Raw genomic sequence first — 17,137 nt, 5'->3', positions numbered from 1 at the left:
TCCAACGGAGTTCGGATCGGCAGGACGCTACGCGTCGATCTGTGTCGGATCCTTGCCTGCGATCCGGATTGCGGTCAAGTCGCCGCCCTCCCTCCGATAGCACACATACAAGGTGTACTGGCCGGCTTCGGCGAGGTTGTCCTGTGCCCACGCAATTGCTTGGTGCACGTCGCACCCTGTGAGCTCATGGGAGTAGTTCCACCAGCCAACCCGTTCCGGAGGAACGTGGACATTGGAGAAGGGCTGCGACCACAGGTACACCCGAAAGACAGGATGATCATCCTCGCTCGTCACATCCCGCTCATCTACGGGCCTAATCTCCATGATCGCAGCCTCCCTGCGTTAGGGCGTGGTCACGGGCACCAGCGGGGTGTCCCCGTTGCCGATCGGCCCCTGAATCGGAGCGACGAAACCCGCTTCATATCCGTAGTGCGGGTATTCGAGACTGCTGCTGCATGCGACATCGGCCGTTCCGCTGGTATCGCCGACGACGGACACCAAGTGGCCATCCGCATCGTAGGTTCGTAGCACGTACGTGGTGGTGTCCTGGTCTGCTGACGCGATCCCGCTGGATAGCAGCAGCCCGACTCCGGGAAGGGCCCCGATCCGTGTTCGCCTCCGTTGCGGCGACCTGCGCGTTTCGCACCCGTCGCTGGCTTCGCGGTCCACAGGTGGTCCACGCCAGGTCCACATCCATCTTGGGATCAACCAAGCGTTTTCCCGGCGCACACCGAAGGCCGAAACCTTGGGAAATCGGGCAAATCACCCAATGTTCCAGCCTTCTTCGTCCTGCTCCCCCGCCCAAACCCTTGCCGCCCCTGGAACGGCGCCCACAGGCCATCTCAGCTCCTCATGAGAAGCCCGGAGACCGCATTGGTTGGCCAGAACGATAGGTAACGACCACAGGAGCCGGAAGCCGCTTAGCACTCGAAGTGACACCGCAAGACCGCGAGTGTCGCCGTGCTTATGCAGGTCACCGACCGTCCGGTGACAAGGTGACAAAGGTGACGCCTCACCGCTGTGAAGCGTCGGTGGGGAGATCAGCCTCTCGTCACTCGGCCCGGCTGTCGCTACCCTGGTGGGCACCTCTTCGCGGAGGTCCCCCCGGTCGACGGGCCGGGGGCGCGCGAAGAGGTCAACTCCGCGAAGTAGGTCCCCATGGCTGAGGCAATCGGGAAGAAGCTCCGCGAGATCCGCAAGGCTCGCGGCAAATCGCTGACGGTTATCGCTGGTCTGGCAGGCATTTCCGCGTCATACCTTTCGCGCCTGGAGTCTGGCGAGCGCGCGCTCGACCGGCGGTCGCTGGTCGTGGCTCTGGCAAATGCGCTGGAAGTCGCACCGAGCGAGCTGACGGGCACCGCACTGGCGGGCCCGCTCGAACGTGGTGATGATCTGGCGCTGGCGGAGATCCGGCTGGCGTTGCTCGCGGTGAGCCTCGACGAGCCCCGGGGTGAGGTCCAGCCGACCGAGCATCTCGCGACGCGGGTTCAGCAGGTCCTTGCCGCACTGAATGACGCCGACAACACCCGCGTAGGCGCTGCTCTGCCGTCCTTGATTCGCGACCTGCATACGACCGCGAACACACGCCACGGCGAACCGGAGGTGCTTCGGTTGCTGGCGCTAGCTCACATGCAGGGCACGCAGGCGTGGTTGGTGACGGTCGGTGCCCCGATGGACTTGTCGTGGCAGGCGGCAACGTTCGCGCGGCAGGCCGCCGAGCGGCTCGACGAACCGGTTTCGCTCGGGGTGAGTGCGTATGGAACGGCGCTCGGGCTGTTGTCGGCCGGCGCTTTCGATCTCGCCGCGCGAACGCTCGCGGCCGTGGAGTTGCCGTTGGTCACCACCGAGGAGCTACAGCTAGCCGGTTCGCTGACCCTGGCGTCGTCGTTGGTTTCGGCTGCCCGGAAGGACCAGGCGGAGCGATCGGCGGCGCTTGAGCACGCTGCCGAGCTCGCTGACCGGACCGGCGAAACCAACCTGCTGGGCTTCGGTTTCGGCCCTTCCAACGTCGCGGTGTGGCGAATGCAGGGGGCGCTGGAGGTCGCCGACCATATCGAGGCCGCGGCGATCGCCGAGTCAGTGAACGCCGACGCGCTGACGGTTCGAGCGCGACAGGCGGTCTACTGGCGGGAGTACGGGCGCGCACTCGCGCGGCTGCCAAAGCAGCGCGACGCCGCGGTGATGATGCTTCGACGGGCCGAGCAGATCTCACCAGAGCACGTACATCGGCACCCGTTCACATGCTCCACGCTCGCCGAGCTGGTCGCCAAAGCCAAGCGGGACGCAGTTGGCCGAGAGCTTCGCGGCATGGCCTACCGGGCTGACCTGCACGTATAGCCCGATCGAGTGTTTGCCCCGGTGGCAAAGTATCGCTGGCCGCCGGGGCGACAGTTCGGAGATGCAAGGAACTCTGGGTGTCCTACTTGGACTGTTGCTGTGGGCGCTGATCTTCGGTCCGCTGTTCGTTGGCTGGTTGATTGCCGGTCGCTCGAAGAAGCCAGAGCGGTGACCCGCGATGGGGTTGCCGTCAGCATGGCGTCCGCACATGGAGCGCCGACCGGGCGAGACGCGTCACCAGCAGCTCGAACGCCTCTCCCGGTCCTGCTACCACTGCGGCGTGGAGATCCGCGACCGCCAAGAGCTCAACGAGCACGAGGACGCCCACACCTGCGCGCGGCCGGCGCTCGAAGGGGCTTCGTCATCAAGGGGCTGCTCTGGCTCGCCGTGATCGGCGGCGTGCTCTTCATCGCCACCGCCGCGATCGGCTGGGCCCGGGACCGCAAGCAGATCAAACCCTGATTCAACGACGCGGCGGGGCATACCCTGTTCAGGGGTATGTCCCGTGGTCTTGGCGATGTTGAACAATGTGAGGCATGTTCAGCGTTGAAAACATCAACATCGTCGAGATCGCTGTGATCGCCGCTACCCTGGCCGTTGTCATCGCAGTGCTGTACGTCGTAGTCCGCGCGGTCCGCAAGCACTGAACCAGCACCGCTAGTGCCGGACTAACCCTTGAGCAGCTTCTCACCGAGCTAACGCCGAGTCAGGCTGTCGGCGGCATGATCGAGCCGCCGACAATCTGCGGCAAGCACGTGGTGCACTACCTCGCCGTCTTGGTAGATGAAGCGATGCGTGGCCGGCTCTACGCCTTCGGGATGGCATGTGAGTGCCCGATGGCCTACTTCATCCACAACGGACATCCGGCCTCCTCGCGCACCGCGCCACGCTGCGGTGCCGGATCTTACGGACCTCCGGGCTCAACATCATCAAGCGCCTCGACGACATGTCCGACTCGGGCACTCGGATTGAAAACATCTCTCGGCTGGTCGGTCACAGCGACAACAGGGTGACCGAGGTCGTGAACAAGCTCGGCTACGAGCACCCGCGTCGATCCTCAGCTCCGTGCCGCGTGACCCGCCCGCCGATCGACTGGCATTTCGCAGTGGTCCGGCCCTCGAATCCGCAACCACAGAGATGGGGGGTCCGGGGACCACCCCGGGCAGGACCTGGGGGTCGCACCCTCAGGAAAAATGACGAGATCGAAGAACAGCGAAGGCGCACCCCGCCGAGCAGGATGCGCCTTCGATCGAGTGGAGCTGACGGGATTCGAACCCGTGACCCCTTGACTGCCAGTCAAGTGCGCTACCAGCTGCGCCACAGCCCCTCGTTCTGTTTTCCCGAGGTGTTCGGTTCGTTTCCGCCCCGCTCATCTCGTGTGCCATAACAGTACAACAGGCTCCGGAGGGGTTTTCAGGGGGGGTCCCCCCTGTTGGATCTACCCACGGGCTCGGTCGAGCTGCTACACCGTGGGTCGTGGCGACAGCACAGCGCGTGCATCCTCCGCTGGTGGCTCCCGAGGCCGAGGGCGTGACCCCCGAGCAACGTCGTGAGCTGCAGGAACGACGGTTGCGGCAGTTGGTCGACCGGCTGTTGGCCGCCGGGGGCCTGCAGGCCGGGCGGCTTCGGGAGCGCGGCGTCTCGGCCGGCTCCGACGTGCGGCTCGAAGACCTGCACCGGCTGCCGCTCGTCTCGAAGCAGGACTTCTGGGATCAATACCCGTTCGGGCTTCGCTCGGCGGCCGAGGACGACATCGTCTGCGTGCACGGCACGTCCGGCACGATGGGCCGGCCGACCCTGGTGCCCTACACCGCGCATGACATCGAGGTGTGGACGCAGGTCATGGCCCGGGCACTGGGCGGCGCCGGCGTGACGCGGCGCAGCGTCGTGCACTGCGCCTACGGGTACGGCCTGTTCACCGGCGGGCTCGGCGTCCATCACGGGGCGACGCGGCTGGGTGCGACCGTGCTCCCGGTGTCCAGCGGCGCGACTGATCGGCAGCTGCGGTTGTTGCTCGATCTGCGTCCTGACGTGTTGTGCTGCACACCGTCGTACGCGACCTACCTCGGCGAGGCGCTCGCTTCGACCGGGATCACCGCCGATCAGCTGTCGCTGCGGGTGGGCCTGTTCGGCGCCGAGCCCTGGACCGAGGAGATGCGGCAGGGCATCGAGGGGCTCCTGGGGTTGCGGGCGCTCAACGTGTACGGGCTCGCCGAGGTGATCGGGCCGGGCGTCGCTTGCGAGTCGCTGGACTCCGGGGGCTTGCTGAACATCGCCGAGGACCACTTCTTCCCCGAGGTCGTCGGCCCGGACGGCGAGCCGCTGCCCGACGGCGAGGTCGGCGAGCTCGTGTTCACGACCTTGACGAAGTCCGGCACCCCGCTGCTGCGCTACCGGACCGGCGATGTGGCGTCGCTGAGCGGGCCCGCCCCCGGTTCGCCGCGGACGCTGCGCCGGATGAGCCGGGTGCTGGGGCGCACCGACGACATGGTGGTCATCCGCGGTGTCAACGTGTTCCCGTCGGAGATCGAGGCCGTGCTGCTGGCCGATCGGCGGGTGGCGCCGCACTACCTGATCGTCGAGGACCGCCGGGACCGGTCGCGTCCGGAGCTGCGGGTCGCGGTCGAGCCGCGGGATCCGAACGGCGACACCGAGCTCCTGGCGCGCGAGCTGGCGGCCGCGCTGCTCGCCCGGCTCGACATCTCGTGCATCGTCCGGGTGCTCGACCACGTGCCGCGGGTCGCCACCGGCAAGGCGCAGCGCCTGGTGCGGTGGGAGCACGGGGTCAGCCCGCTACCCGGCATCGAGTGAGCGCAGGGCCCGCGCCGCCACCCGCAGGTCCGCGACGAACCCCTGGTACATCGCCTCCCTGTCGTCGGAGCGGAGGATCGCCGACGGGTGGATCGTGGCGAGCACGTGGGCGTCGCGGTCCGGGAGGTCCAGCACGGTGCCGCGTTCCTTCGTGATGCGGAACGAGGTGCCCAGCATCGCCTGCGCGGCGGTCGCCCCGAGGCAGATCACCAGCCGAGGCGCGACGACCCGCAGTTCGGCATCCAGCCACGGGCGGCACGCGTTGACCTCGGCCTGGGACGGCTTCCGGTGGATTCGCCGCTTCCCGCTGGTGCGCTCGAACTTGAAGTGCTTGGTGGTGTTGGTGACGTAGACGTCGTCGCGCCGGATGCCGGCCTCCGCCAGCGCGCGGTCCAGCATCCCGCCCGCAGGCCCGACGAACGGCACGCCCCGCCGGTCTTCCTGGTCACCGGGCTGCTCGCCGATCACCACGACCTCCGCCGTCTCCGGTCCCGCGCCGAAAACGGCCTGGGTCGCGTCGCGGTAGAGGCCGCAGCCCCGGCAGTCCTGAACCGCTTCCCTCAGGCCGGGCAACCGGGCCCTGGACGGGACGAACTCCTCGGCGCCGGGCACGGGGTCAGACGGCGTGGCCGTGGGGTTTCGGGAGGCCGCGGGTGTTGGCCGCCTTGACGAACTCGGCGCGGGGGTCGTGCAGTTCGCCGAGCGCGACGACCTGGCGGCGGAACGGCAGTTCCAGCAGCCAGTCGCCGAGGATGCGCGCCTTGTGGGACGCGGTCGGCATCTTCGCGAGGTGGTAGGTGCGGTGCAGCAACCACGCCGGGAAGCCCTTGAGCTTGATCCCGTAGACCTCGGCGGCGCCCTGGAACAGGCCGAGCCCGGCCACCGATCCCGCGTACTTGTGCTTGTAGTTGACGAGCGGCTCGCCGCGCAGCATCGCGAGGAGGTTGTCCGCCAACACCTTGGCCTGGCGGACCGCGTGCTGCGCCGACGGGCTGCACAGAGCGTCCGGGTCGCTGCTGGTCAGGTCCGGCACCGCGGCGCAATCGCCGGCCGAGAACGCGTTGTGGGTGCCGCGGACCTGGAGCTTGGCCGTGCATTCGAGGCGGCCCTTGGCATCCCTCGGCAGGTCGCTGTCCTCCAGCATCGGATGCGGCTTGACGCCCGCCGTCCACACCACGGTGTCGGTGTCGAACTCGTCTCCGTCGGAGAGCACCGCATGTCCGTCCACGAAGGACTTCGCGGTGGTGTTCAGCTTCACCTCGATGCCGCGTTCCTCCAGCCGCTGCCTGGTGTACTCGCTCATCGGCGGGCTGACCTCGGGCATGATCCGGCCCATCGCCTCCACCAGCACCCAGCGCATGTCCCTCGCCGAGACCTGCGGGTAGCTGCGGATCGCGTAGCGGGCCATGCTCTCCAGCTCGGCCATCGCCTCGATGCCCGCGTAGCCGCCGCCGACGAACACGAACGTCAGCAGCCGCCGGCGGAGCCGCTCGTCGGTCGCGCTCGCGGCGATGTCCAATCTGGACAGCACGTGGTTGCGGAGGAAGATCGCCTCGCCGATGGTCTTGAACCCGACGCCCTGCTCGGCCAGGCCGGGGATGGGCAGCGCCCGCGAGATCGACCCCGGGACCACCACCAGCATGTCGTAGCCGAAGCGCTCGACGGTGCCGTCGCCGAGGGTCGCGGTCAGCTGCTGGGTGGCGTGGTCGATGGCGGAGACCTGCGCGGTCAGCACCTCGCACCGGCGCAGCGCCTCCCGCAGCGGCACCACGACGTGCCGCGGTTCGAGCGATCCGGCCGCGGCCTCGGGCAGGAACGGCTGGTAGGTCATGTGCGGCTGGGTGTCGATCACCGTGACCTTGGCCTCGCCGGGCTTCATCTTCCGCTGCAGGCGGAGCGCGAGCGTCAGGCCGACGTGTCCGCCGCCGACGATCACGACACGTGGTTCAGGCATTTTGCGGCTCTCCTCTCGCACCGGATCGGGTGCGGCGGGGGTCCACCTCGCGCTCCGGGTGCCGCCGCAGGTACTCCTGTTCGAGCTCGAAGGTGCGCGCCGTGTGCTCCCGCAACGCGTCCGGCGAGCCGTGCAGGAAGGTGTCGTTGCGGGTCGCGTGCAGGTGGCGGAGCTCCTGCAGCAGCAGTTCCTCGGCCAGCTCGAAGCCGGGGATTCCGGTTGTCGTGCTCATGTCGTCCTCCCGCATCGCAGGCAGGCGCGGATCACGACGCCGCGGGATCGACGTCAGTGCCGGGATACCCAACGATCCACGGCCGGACACCTGCCCCATCGTTCCCCCAGCCTGCGGCGCGACGGAGCGTTCGGCGACTCGACTACGCCGCGTCGGCGGCCGGGGCGGGACGGGGCGCGGCGGACGGGCGGGTTTCGGGGGCGCCGATCCAGGCCACCAGGCCGAGGACCGCGGTGAAGCCGGTGACGGCGAACGCCGCCTGGTAGGACACCGTGTCGGCGAGGACGCCGGCGATCAGCGGGCCGAGGATCGCGCCGAAGTCGGCGGACATCTGGAACGCGGCCAGCACCGGCCCGCCCTTGCCCTTCGCGCCGACGATGTCGGCGACCGCCGCGTTCTGGGCCGGGTTGAGGATTCCGGCGCCCATGCCCGCGATCAGCGAGGCGGCGAGGAACCACGGGACGGAGTCGGTGAAGCCCAGCGACGCGGTGGCCAGGCCGGAGACCAGGAGGCCGACGAGCACCAGCGGTTTGCGGCCGCGCTTGTCGGCCATCCGGCCCGACAGCAGCAGCACCGCGGCGTTTCCGACGGCGAACACGGAAAGCGCGACGCCGGCCATCGACTGGGTGGAGCGCAGGGCCTCGACCACGAACAGCGGCACGAGCGCGATGCGGACGCCGTAAACGGCCCAGCCGTTGCTGAAGTTCGACAGCATGGCCGCCCGGTAGGCGCGCTGGCTCAGCGCCTGGCGGACCGTCATCGACGGCGCTCCGTTGTCGGGCTGCGGCGCGGCGAGCGTCGACTTCCGCAGCAGCAGCCAGCCGATGAACGCCGCGATGAACAGCGCGATCCCGTAGGTGATGAACGGCAGGCGCAGCGAGTAGCCGACCATGACGCCGCCGATGATCGGCCCGGAGACGTTGCCCAGCAGGAAGCTCGTCGCCCACACGCCGGAAGCGCGGCCGCGCAGGTGCGGCGGGGCGAGGCGGACCAGCAGCGCCACGGCCGACACCGTGAACATCGTCGAGCCGGTGCCGCCGAGCGCGCGGAAGATCAGCAGCTGCCAGTAGGAACCCGCGAACGCGCAGGCGGCGGTGCTGATGCCGACGATGGTGATGCCCCACACGTAGATCGAGCGCTCGCCGAAGAACGACACCAGGCGGCCGCTGACCGGCGCGAAGGCCAGCCGCATCAGGGCGAACGCGCTGATCACGAACGAGGCGGCGGTGACGCCGACGTCGAAGCTGGTGGCGAACGTCGGCAGCGCGGGCGCGACGATGCCCATGCCGACGGCGACGATGAAGCTGCCGACGACGAGGATCCAGATCTCGCGAGGTAGGGAGCTGATGCCGGCGTCGCCGCTGTCGACGGGTTCGGTGGTCTCGTCCGCCGTGACCGGGCTGCTCGACACCGTTCCTCCCAAGTGTTTAGGCAAACTAAGGGAAGCAGCGCACTGCGGCGCGGTCAATCGAGTTACCGCGCCGCAGGCACTGTTTCGTCAGTGTTAACGCCTGCCCCGCACCGCTATTCCGGGCGAGCGGCGCACATCACAGGAGTTCGTCGATCCGGCGCGCGTAGGCGGTCACGCCGTAGACCACCTCGAAACCGCAGGCCTCCGCGAACCGCTCGGCCGTGCCGCCTTCCTCGGTGTGCGCCGCGACCAGCAGCGATCCCCGCTCGCGCAGCTCGTCGACGACGTCGGCGACCAGCTCCCGGCCCACGCCGCGACGCCGGCGACCGGGCCGCACGATCACCTGCTCGACCAGGCCGATGCCGCGCTCGATGAAACCCTGCGCGAACCCGGCGATGCGGTCGGCGCCGGGGTCGTCGACGACGCGCAGCACGCAGCGCGGGTCGTCGATCCGGTGCCCGAGGTTGCGCAGCAGCCGGCGCTCGCCCGCGTCGGAGAGCTCGGCGTCATCGGCGATCAGGTCCACGATCGCGGGCAGGTCGCGGTCTTCGGCCGGGCGCGCTTCTCCCCTGGCGTACTGGCGATTCCGGTGCAGCATCGCCACGAGTTCTTCCACCGCACGCCATCCGGCGTCGTCGGCGATGCCCTCGATCTCCGCGACGGTCGTGGGCGAGGCGTAGACGACGGCCTCGTCGCGGCCCGCCTCGGCGAAGACCTGCTCCAGTTCCAGCAGGGTTCCGGCGACCTCGGCGAGCGTTCCCCACAGCGCGCACGCGTGGTTCGCGGCCGGCAGCGGGTTGTCCTGGTTGAGCACCACGGTCGCGGCGCCCACTCGTGTGCGCAGGCCGTACCGCACGATGGCCGAGGCCAGCCTCGCGGTCTCGACGAGCCCGGCGAGATCGCGGGCCTGGCGCGGGTCGAGCAGGGCTTCGTCGTCAGGGTCGTGCAACGGGTCCACGCATTCATTGTCCCCGCCCCGATCGACGCAGCGCGCAGAAGATGGTTCAAATGTGGTTTGCGTGGCGGTGCGGGTAGCGGAACGAGCTGAGCCCCACACCGCAAGCGGCTACCGCCGCTCAAGACAGACTCTTGTCGGAAGATTGAGGCAGGATGGAGTGCTGTGAGCACGCCCACCGAACTCGCCGACGAGCTGCTGTCCGTCATGTTCGACGCCGACCCGGTCAGCGCGACGCTTTACGGGATCCGGGACCGCGACGACCGGTTGCCGAGCATTTCCGCGGAGTCCGAGCTGGCACTGCGAACGCGCGCCGAGGACATCCGCGTCCGCGCGATGGCGGTCGACACCTCGCACGCCGACCTGGAGCAGCGGCTGACGATCGCGGTGGTCGTGCAGCAGGCTCAGGCGCTGGTCGACGAGTTCGACGCCCGCCCCGCCGAGTACACCGTGATCGGGAACCTGTTCGCGCCGGTCGCGGGCCTGCTGTTCCACCTGGGCCAGGTGCCGGTGGCCGACGCCGGGCAGGGCGAGGACTTCCTGCAGCGGTTGCGGCGGATCCCCGAGTTCACCGCATCCGCGGCGCAACGGCTCCGCGACGGGATCGCCGCCGGACGCGTCCCGGTGCGGCCGCTCGTGGACAACGCGATCGAGCACCTCGACGGCTACCTCGCCGCGCCCGAAGCCGACCCGCTGCTGACCCCGGAGCTGCCCGAACCGACCCTCGAAGCCGAGCGCAAGCGCCTGCTCGCCGACGCGGTGCACCCGGCGCTGCGGCAGTACCGGAACGTTCTCGCCGAGGAGATCGCGCCGCACGCCCGCCCCGCCGACGAGCCCGGCCTGTGCTGGATCAACGGCGGCCGCGAGACCTACCGGCGGCTGGTGCACGCCCAGACCACCACCGATCGCACCCCGCAGGAGCTCCACGAGACCGGACGGGCCCACCTCGCGTCGCTGCGCGGCGAGGTCGGCGAGCTCGGCACGAGGATCTGGGGCGAAGCCGATCCCGACGCGGTGTTGCGCCGCCTGCAATCCGATCCGGAGCTGTACTGGCGCGACGGCGAGGAGATGCTGGCCGCGGCGCGCGAGGCGATCAGCCGGGCCGAAGCCGTTGCGCCGCAGTGGTTCGGGCTGCTGGCGAGCCAGCCGTGCGAGGTGCGGCCGGTGCCGGGCACCGCGTCGGACAGCACGCCGATCGGCTTCTACATCTCGCCCGCGCTCGACGGCTCGCGGCCGGGCGTGTACTTCGCGAACACCCAGGGGGCCGAGCAGCGACCCCGCTTCGCCGCCGAGGTGATCGCCTTCCACGAGGTCGTGCCCGGCCACCACCTGCAGCTCGGCCTGGCCCAGGAACGCACCGATCTCCCGCTGCTGCGCAGGCTGGTCGGCATCACCGCCTACAGCGAGGGCTGGGGCCTCTACACCGAGCGGCTGGCCGACGAGATGGGGCTGTACTCCAGCGACCTGGCGCGGCTGGGCATGGTCGTGCAGGACCTGCTGCGCGCCGCCCGGCTCGTGGTCGACACCGGGCTGCACGAGTTCGGCTGGAGCCGGCAGCAGGCGCTCGACTTCATGCTCTCGCACACGACGTTGTCCCCACTGGAAGCGGCGTCCGAGGTCGACCGCTACATCAGCATTCCCGGCCAGGCGCTGTCGTACCTGGTGGGACGGTTGGAGATCGAGCGGATCCGCGCCGCGGCCCGCGACCGGCTCGGCGACGCCTTCGACATCCGCCGCTTCCACGACGTGATCCTGCGGCACGGTGCGCTTCCGCTGTCCACGCTGGACGTTCTGGTCCGCGAGGAGCTCGCCTGACGGCTCCTGCGACATCCAGGTGATCCCGCCCGAGGGCGCCCGAAAACGACACGCAACGCATTAATGTCGATACCGAGCGTGCTCTTACCGTGGTCGACCCTCGGCGGCTCCGGCCGTCGACCGGGGGCGGGTTTCCCATCGGATGCCGGAGGCGTCATGAGCGACGATCTCGATTTCCGCGCTCGTGCCGGCCGTCCGGCCGTGGGTGCCCCGCGAGATTTGGAGGCGCCGTGACCGGGACCTTCCACCACCGCCAGGAGAGGCTGCGCCGCGAGGCCGAGGCGGAACTGCGCGACAGGCTCCTGCCTACCTGGCAGAAACGGGTGCTGCAGCGGTTCGCCGTGGAGCGCGACAACGGCTGGTACCCGCTGCTCAACCAGTTCGCGCCGCACACCCCGGCCAATCGCCCCGATGCCGTGCTGGTCGGGCCGACCGGGGTGCTGGTGATCCTGCTGCGCGAAGCCGAACCCGGCTGGGAGGACTCGCGGGCGGCGTTCCTGTGGATCGCGGAACTGCTGGCCGGGGCGTCGATCGGGCCGGGCGTGCTGACCGAGTCCGCGGCCCGGACGGTGGTCGTGCATCCGGTCGACCACCAGGGCCGCCGCGGGCACACCGGCGAGCACCTCGCGATCACCGAGGCCGAGCTGGACCGGATCCTGGGGCGCGGCGACGAGGTGTTCACGGCCGCGGATGCGCTGGCGATCGCCCGGCACCTGGACAGCCGCACCTTCGACCTGACGCCGATCATGTGGAACCCGAAGCGGATCCCGCAGCAACGCGGGCCGGGCCAACCGGGCTCCGCGGGCCTGTTCGACGTGCGGGACCTGCGCCGCGAGCGCGTCGAGCACGCCCTGGACCGGCCGTTCCGGGACTGGCGGATCTTCCTGGACGACACCCAGCACGGCGCGGTGCGCAGGCACTACTCCGGTCCGGCGCGGATCACCGGCCCGGCGGGCACCGGCAAATCCGTGCTGGCCCTGCACCGGTTGGCCTACCTGGCGCGGCGGAGCACCGGGCCGCTGCTGTTCACCACGCACCTGAGCAACCTGCCGAAGATCGCCGAGGCGCAGTTCCGGTCGCTGGCCCCGCACCTCGCGTCGCGCATCGAGTTCACCCACCTGCACGCCTGGGCGCGGGATTTCCTGGAGGACCGCGGCCGGGCCGCCGATGTCGACGAACCGCAGGTGGAGCAGGCCCTGGAAGCGGTGTGGCAGCGCGCCGAGCTGTCCGCTCCGCTGCGGAACTTCCGGGCCGCGCGCGGCTACTGGAAGGACGAGATCGACCGGGTGATCAAGGGTCGCGGCATCCGGTCGCTGGAGGCCTACCGGGCGGTGCCGCGCAAGGGCCGCGGCGCGAACCTGCCCGCCGAATTCCGGGCCCACGTCTGGCAGTTCTACTGCGAGTACGAGCGCGCGCTGGGCGAGCGGGGCGTGTCTGACCACAACGACGTGCTGATGCGGGCGCTGGCAGAGCTCGAACGCAGCCCGCTGCCCCGGCAGTACACCGCGGTGGTCGTCGACGAGGTCCAGGACCTGACCCTGATCGGGCTGCGGCTGGTGCACGCGATCAGCGGCGACGAGCCGAACCAGCTGCTGCTCGTCGGCGACGGCCAGCAGCAGGTGTACGCCGGCGGCTGGCGGCTGTCCGAAGCCGGGATCTCGTTGCAGGGGCGCGGCGAGATCCTGCGGCGCAACTACCGCAACCGCACCGCGATCGTCGAGCAGGCCGGGGAGCTCGACGCGGTCAACCGGTTCGACGACCTCGACGGCGGCCCGACCGTCCCGCTGCGCTCGGCGCTGCCGGTGCTGCGCGGTGGGCGAGTCGTCGAGTGGCAGGGCGACGACCAGGACGAGGCGCTGGTGTCCGCGCTCCGGCGGCTCGACGACGACACCGCCGCAGCCGTGCTCACCCGCACCAACGGCGCCGCCGAGCACTGGGAACGGGTGCTGCGCAAGGCGGGTTTCGCGGTTCGGCCGCTGGACCGCTGGGACGGCCGGGAGTCCGGGCCGATCCACGTCGGCACCGTGCACCGCGCCAAGGGCACCGAGTTCCGCAGCGTGTTCCTGCCCGACGAGCGGTTGCTGTCCGGCGGCTACCGGGAAGAGCGCGAGGCGCTGCACCGGCAACGCCTGGTGGCCCTGACGCGAGCCCGCGACTTCCTGTGGATCGGCACCATCACGTCGTGAGCGCGGTTCTCACCGCTCACGAACCGCAAGAGCGCTGAATCCGGTCCTTACCGGCTTCAGCGCTCACGATCGGTTTGTGCCAGGCACACGATCGCCGCGGTGGCCGACGACGGCAGGGCACCCCAGCGCTCGGCGACGTGCACGGTGAAGGCCTCGCGGAGCTCGTCGCCCAGGGCTTCGCCCTCGTCCGTCAGGCTCAGCCTGCTGATCCGGCGGTCACTGCGATCCGCCACGCGCGTCAGCAGGCTGCGCCGCTCCAGCCGGTCGACCATGCCGGTGATGTTGGTCTTGTCGCAGCCGAGCAGGGCCGCGAGTTCACCGAAGGACGGCGTGCGGTCCTTGAGCAGGCACAGCAGCTCCACCTGTTGCGGTGTCAGCCCGAAGCGACGAGCGGTGGCCGCGTAGAGCCCGCGCAGTTCGCGATGCAGGGCCATCAGGGCGCGGGAGAAGTCCGGGTCCATCCGCGCAGGCTATCCCGAATGTTGACAATCTCGACAAATTTAGTTAATGATCTCGACTAACGATTACCCCTACCGATGGAGCGGAACGTGGACGGAGTCGCCCTGGTGACCGGGAGCTCGCGCGGCATCGGCCGGGCCATCGCCGAACGGCTCGGCGCCGACGGCATGAGCGTGGTCGTCAACTACCGGTCCGACCGGGCCGCCGCCGACGAGGTCGTCGCCAAGATCGAAGCCGCCGGCGGGAGGGCGACGGCGGCGCAGGCCGACGTCACCGACCCGGCCCAGCTGCGCGCCCTCTTCGACGCCGCGGAACAGCACTTCGGCGGCCTCGACGTCCTGGTGAACAACGTCGGCACCGCCCGCTTCTCGCCCATCGCCGAGGCGACCGACGACGACTTCGACGTGCTGTTCGGCACCAACGCCCGCGCCACCTTCATCGCCCTGCGGGAGGCGGCGAACCGGCTGCGCGACGGCGGCCGGATCGTGGTGATCTCCAGCGGCGTCACCGCGGTGAACCGGCCCGGCACCGGCCTCTACGGCGCCGCGAAGGCCGCCGGCGACCAGCTGGTCCGGGTGCTGGCGAAGGAATTGGGGCCGCGCCGGATCACCGTGAACAGCGTGCGCCCCGGCGCGACCCGAACGGATGCGCTGACCGCGATCCAGCCCGCGTCGGTCATCGAGAGGGCGGCGGCGGAAACGCCGCTGGGACGCATCGCCGAGCCCGGCGACATCGCCGACATCGCGGCGTTCCTGGCCTCCGACGACAGCCGCTGGGTCACGGGCCAGGTGATCAACGCCGGCGGCGGCACGTTCTGAACCGTCCAGAGCGCCGCTCGACCGCTCACGACGTCAGCGCAGGTTCCCGGCGCCCATCGGGGAGAACTCGCGCAGCGCCCGGTCCACCCTGGCCAGGGTGTCGGCGTGCAGGCCGATCCGGGCCGCTTCGAGGTTCTCCGTGATGTGCGCGGGCGTCCGCGATCCGGGGATCGGCACCACGGCCGGATCCTGGTGCAGCAGCCAGGAAAGCGCGAGCTGACCGGGCGAGATGCCCAGTTCCGCGGCCAGTGACCGGATCGGCGCGTAGCGGTCGTTGTTGGCGGCCAGGTGCGCCGCGTCGAAACGCGGGATGTTGCGCCGGAAGTCGCCCTCGGAGACCTCGCGGACCGTGCCGGTGAGGAACCCGCCGCCCAGCGGGCTCCACGCCACCACGCCCACCCCCAGCTCGCGGGCGGCGGCGAGCAGGTCCGCGTCGATCGGCTGCCACATCGACCACTGGGTCTGCACCGCGGCGACCGGGTGCACGGCGTGCGCCCGGCGCAGCTGATCCGCATCCACGTTGGACAGACCGAGGTGCCGGACCAGCCCGTCCCGGATCAGCTCGGCGACCGCGCCCACGGTGTCCTCGATCGGCACGACCGGGTCCGGGAAGTGCGGGTAGTACAGGTCGATCCGGTCGGTGCCGAGGTTGGCGAGGCTCTGCTCGGCGTAGCCGCGGACGTGCTTCGGTTCGGCGTTCACCGCCAGCTCGCCGAAGGCGTAGTTCACCGGGAACTGGTGCGACTCCGCGCCCTCCGGGACCCGGAAGCCGAACTTCGTGGCGATCACGACGTCGTCGCGCCGGCCGCGCACGGCCTCGCCGATGATGCGCTCGTTGTGCCCGTCCGCGCCGTAGCCGTCGCTGGTGTCGATGAACGTCGTGCCCGCGTCGAGCGCGTGGCGCAGCGCCCGGACCGCCCGGTCGTCGTCGATCTCGCCGTACATGCCGGGCGACAGCACCATCGCGCCGAATCCGATGGCCGAAACGTCGAGGCCGCCCAGGGACCGGGCGGGAAGTTCTCCAGTCATGGCACCGATCTTCCGGCCGATCCGGCACGATGTCGAAGATCCGCTGCTATAACCGATGGTTATGGACGTCCACCTGCGACACCTGCGGTACTTCCTCGCGGTGGCCGAGGAGCTGCACTTCACCCGGGCCGCGCAACGGCTCTTCGTCTCGCAGCCCGCGCTGTCGAAGCAGATCCGGGTGCTCGAACGCGAGCTCGGCTTCGACCTCTTCGAGCGCCGATCGCGCGACGTGGTGCTCACCCCGCAAGGCGAAGCGCTGCTGCCCGGAGCCGCCGCAACGGTCGCCGCGTGGGAAGGCGCGCAGCAAGCCGCACGAGAAGCGGCGGAGCAGCGCGAACTGGTCGTCGGCATGCAGACCGCCGTCGGCCGCGGCCTGCAGCGCCGGGCGATGCGCCGGTTCGGCGAGCAGATGCCGGACTGCCGCGTGGTGCTGCGGCTCGTGGACTGGACGGACCCGACCGCGGGACTCGCGGACGGCAGCTCCGACGTTGCGTTCGTCTGGCGGCCGGTGCAACCGCGCGACATCAGCACCCGGACGTTGTTCAGCGAGCGGCGGGTGATCGCCCTGCCGGACGACCACGTGCTGGCGGGCAAGGCGGAAATCCCGTTCGCCGACCTGCTCGGCGAACCGTTCATCGCGCTCCCACCGGAAGCGGCCGAGCTCCGCGACTTCTGGCTGGCCACCGATGCCCGGCAGGGCCGCGCGCCGGTGATCGGCGCGGTCGCGGAGGCGGCGGACGAAGTGTTCGAGGCCGTCTCGGCAGGGCTGGGCGTGGTGCTCCTCGCGGAGGGCAACGCGGAGCTCTACGCCCGCCCCGGCATCACCACGCGGCCGGTCGCCGGGTTGTCCCCGGCGGAGCTCGCCATCGCCTGGCGCGCCGAAGACACGCGCCCGGCGGTCCGGGCCTTCCTCACGGCCCTGGCAGCTGAGCCGCCGCGCTCGGATTCCTCCCGGTTCTAGGCGATCGCTTCAGAATGGAGTTCGGGGCCGTGGCCGTCCGGGGCGCAGAGCGCCGGTTTCGCGCGAAACCGCCACTCCCTGTGGGGCGAGTTGGCGGTTTCAGATCTGAAGAGAGTCGTGTAGGGAAATAGAGATGGAATTGGAGTTTAGATATCTGTGGTCGACGTAG

At 70.1% G+C, this 17,137-nt stretch carries 15 protein-coding genes and 1 tRNA gene; 7 read left to right on the top strand and 9 right to left on the bottom strand.

Annotated features, from left to right (window positions below; all coding sequences use genetic code 11):
• Positions 1 to 27: 27 nt before the first annotated feature.
• A complete protein-coding gene (locus ACWEV3_RS34645; RefSeq protein WP_452617936.1) occupies positions 28 to 294 on the bottom strand; it encodes a hypothetical protein in 267 nt (88 codons plus the stop codon).
• Between the two features lie 864 nt (positions 295 to 1,158).
• On the opposite strand from ACWEV3_RS34645, the gene ACWEV3_RS34640 reads away from it, so the two are divergent.
• Positions 1,159 to 2,337 carry a helix-turn-helix domain-containing protein gene (locus tag ACWEV3_RS34640; protein ID WP_452617935.1) on the top strand — a complete coding sequence of 393 codons (1,179 nt, stop codon included), beginning with the start codon at positions 1,159 to 1,161 and terminating at the stop codon, positions 2,335 to 2,337.
• A 208-nt stretch (positions 2,338 to 2,545) separates the two neighbouring features.
• Positions 2,546 to 2,728, top strand: coding sequence for a hypothetical protein (locus tag ACWEV3_RS34635; protein ID WP_452617934.1), 183 nt, complete (start codon positions 2,546 to 2,548; stop codon positions 2,726 to 2,728).
• A gap of 863 nt (positions 2,729 to 3,591) precedes the next feature.
• Here ACWEV3_RS34635 and ACWEV3_RS34630 read toward each other — a convergent pair.
• Positions 3,592 to 3,664: transfer RNA gene (locus ACWEV3_RS34630), tRNA-Ala, on the bottom strand.
• A 149-nt stretch (positions 3,665 to 3,813) separates the two neighbouring features.
• Here ACWEV3_RS34630 and ACWEV3_RS34625 point away from each other — a divergent pair.
• Positions 3,814 to 5,148 carry a phenylacetate--CoA ligase family protein gene (locus tag ACWEV3_RS34625; protein ID WP_452617932.1) on the top strand — a complete coding sequence of 445 codons (1,335 nt, stop codon included), beginning with the start codon at positions 3,814 to 3,816 and terminating at the stop codon, positions 5,146 to 5,148.
• Here the strand turns inward: ACWEV3_RS34625 and ACWEV3_RS34620 are convergent.
• From ACWEV3_RS34620 to ACWEV3_RS34600, 5 genes are all read right to left on the bottom strand, one after another.
• Complete coding sequence (locus ACWEV3_RS34620) at positions 5,131 to 5,760, bottom strand: UdgX family uracil-DNA binding protein (RefSeq protein WP_452617931.1); 630 nt, start codon at positions 5,758 to 5,760, stop codon at positions 5,131 to 5,133. The genes ACWEV3_RS34625 and ACWEV3_RS34620 overlap by 18 nt on opposite strands.
• 4 nt (positions 5,761 to 5,764) lie before the next feature.
• Positions 5,765 to 7,102: an NAD(P)/FAD-dependent oxidoreductase gene (locus tag ACWEV3_RS34615; protein WP_452617930.1), complete on the bottom strand. Its 1,338-nt coding sequence runs from the start codon at positions 7,100 to 7,102 to the stop codon at positions 5,765 to 5,767.
• Positions 7,095 to 7,334, bottom strand: coding sequence for a DUF6158 family protein (locus ACWEV3_RS34610; protein WP_132482330.1), 240 nt, complete (start codon positions 7,332 to 7,334; stop codon positions 7,095 to 7,097). The genes ACWEV3_RS34615 and ACWEV3_RS34610 overlap by 8 nt, the downstream gene beginning before the upstream one ends.
• Positions 7,335 to 7,476: 142 nt before the next feature.
• A complete protein-coding gene (locus ACWEV3_RS34605; protein ID WP_452617929.1) occupies positions 7,477 to 8,745 on the bottom strand; it encodes an MFS transporter in 1,269 nt (422 codons plus the stop codon).
• 136 nt (positions 8,746 to 8,881) lie between these two features.
• Complete coding sequence (locus ACWEV3_RS34600; RefSeq protein WP_452617928.1) at positions 8,882 to 9,703, bottom strand: GNAT family N-acetyltransferase; 822 nt, start codon at positions 9,701 to 9,703, stop codon at positions 8,882 to 8,884.
• A gap of 162 nt (positions 9,704 to 9,865) precedes the next feature.
• Between ACWEV3_RS34600 and ACWEV3_RS34595 the strand changes: the two genes are divergently transcribed.
• A complete protein-coding gene (locus tag ACWEV3_RS34595; RefSeq protein ID WP_452617927.1) occupies positions 9,866 to 11,515 on the top strand; it encodes a DUF885 domain-containing protein in 1,650 nt (549 codons plus the stop codon).
• Positions 11,516 to 11,745: 230 nt separating this feature from the next.
• The gene (locus ACWEV3_RS34590; RefSeq protein ID WP_452617926.1) at positions 11,746 to 13,701 is read left to right on the top strand and encodes a UvrD-helicase domain-containing protein; all 1,956 of its coding nucleotides are present in this window, start codon (positions 11,746 to 11,748) and stop codon (positions 13,699 to 13,701) included.
• A gap of 56 nt (positions 13,702 to 13,757) precedes the next feature.
• Here ACWEV3_RS34590 and ACWEV3_RS34585 read toward each other — a convergent pair whose 3' ends face one another.
• Entirely contained in the window at positions 13,758 to 14,162 is a 405-nt protein-coding gene (locus tag ACWEV3_RS34585; protein WP_452617925.1) for a MarR family winged helix-turn-helix transcriptional regulator, read from the bottom strand.
• Positions 14,163 to 14,249: 87 nt separating this feature from the next.
• On the opposite strand from ACWEV3_RS34585, the gene ACWEV3_RS34580 reads away from it, so the two are divergent.
• On the top strand, positions 14,250 to 14,978 hold the full coding sequence (locus ACWEV3_RS34580) for an SDR family oxidoreductase (protein WP_452617924.1): 729 nt from the start codon (positions 14,250 to 14,252) through the stop codon (positions 14,976 to 14,978).
• A gap of 33 nt (positions 14,979 to 15,011) precedes the next feature.
• Here ACWEV3_RS34580 and ACWEV3_RS34575 read toward each other — a convergent pair whose 3' ends face one another.
• Complete coding sequence (locus ACWEV3_RS34575; protein ID WP_452617923.1) at positions 15,012 to 16,007, bottom strand: aldo/keto reductase; 996 nt, start codon at positions 16,005 to 16,007, stop codon at positions 15,012 to 15,014.
• A 61-nt stretch (positions 16,008 to 16,068) separates the two neighbouring features.
• Here ACWEV3_RS34575 and ACWEV3_RS34570 point away from each other — a divergent pair, with 61 nt between their 5' ends.
• Positions 16,069 to 16,968: a LysR substrate-binding domain-containing protein gene (locus ACWEV3_RS34570; protein ID WP_452617922.1), complete on the top strand. Its 900-nt coding sequence runs from the start codon at positions 16,069 to 16,071 to the stop codon at positions 16,966 to 16,968.
• Positions 16,969 to 17,137 lie beyond the last annotated feature (169 nt).

It is taken from the genome of Saccharopolyspora sp. NPDC003752 (genome assembly GCF_053605825.1).
The sequence above is the reverse complement of the archived record's forward strand: the minus strand, read 5'-3'. Positions and strand labels throughout refer to the sequence as shown.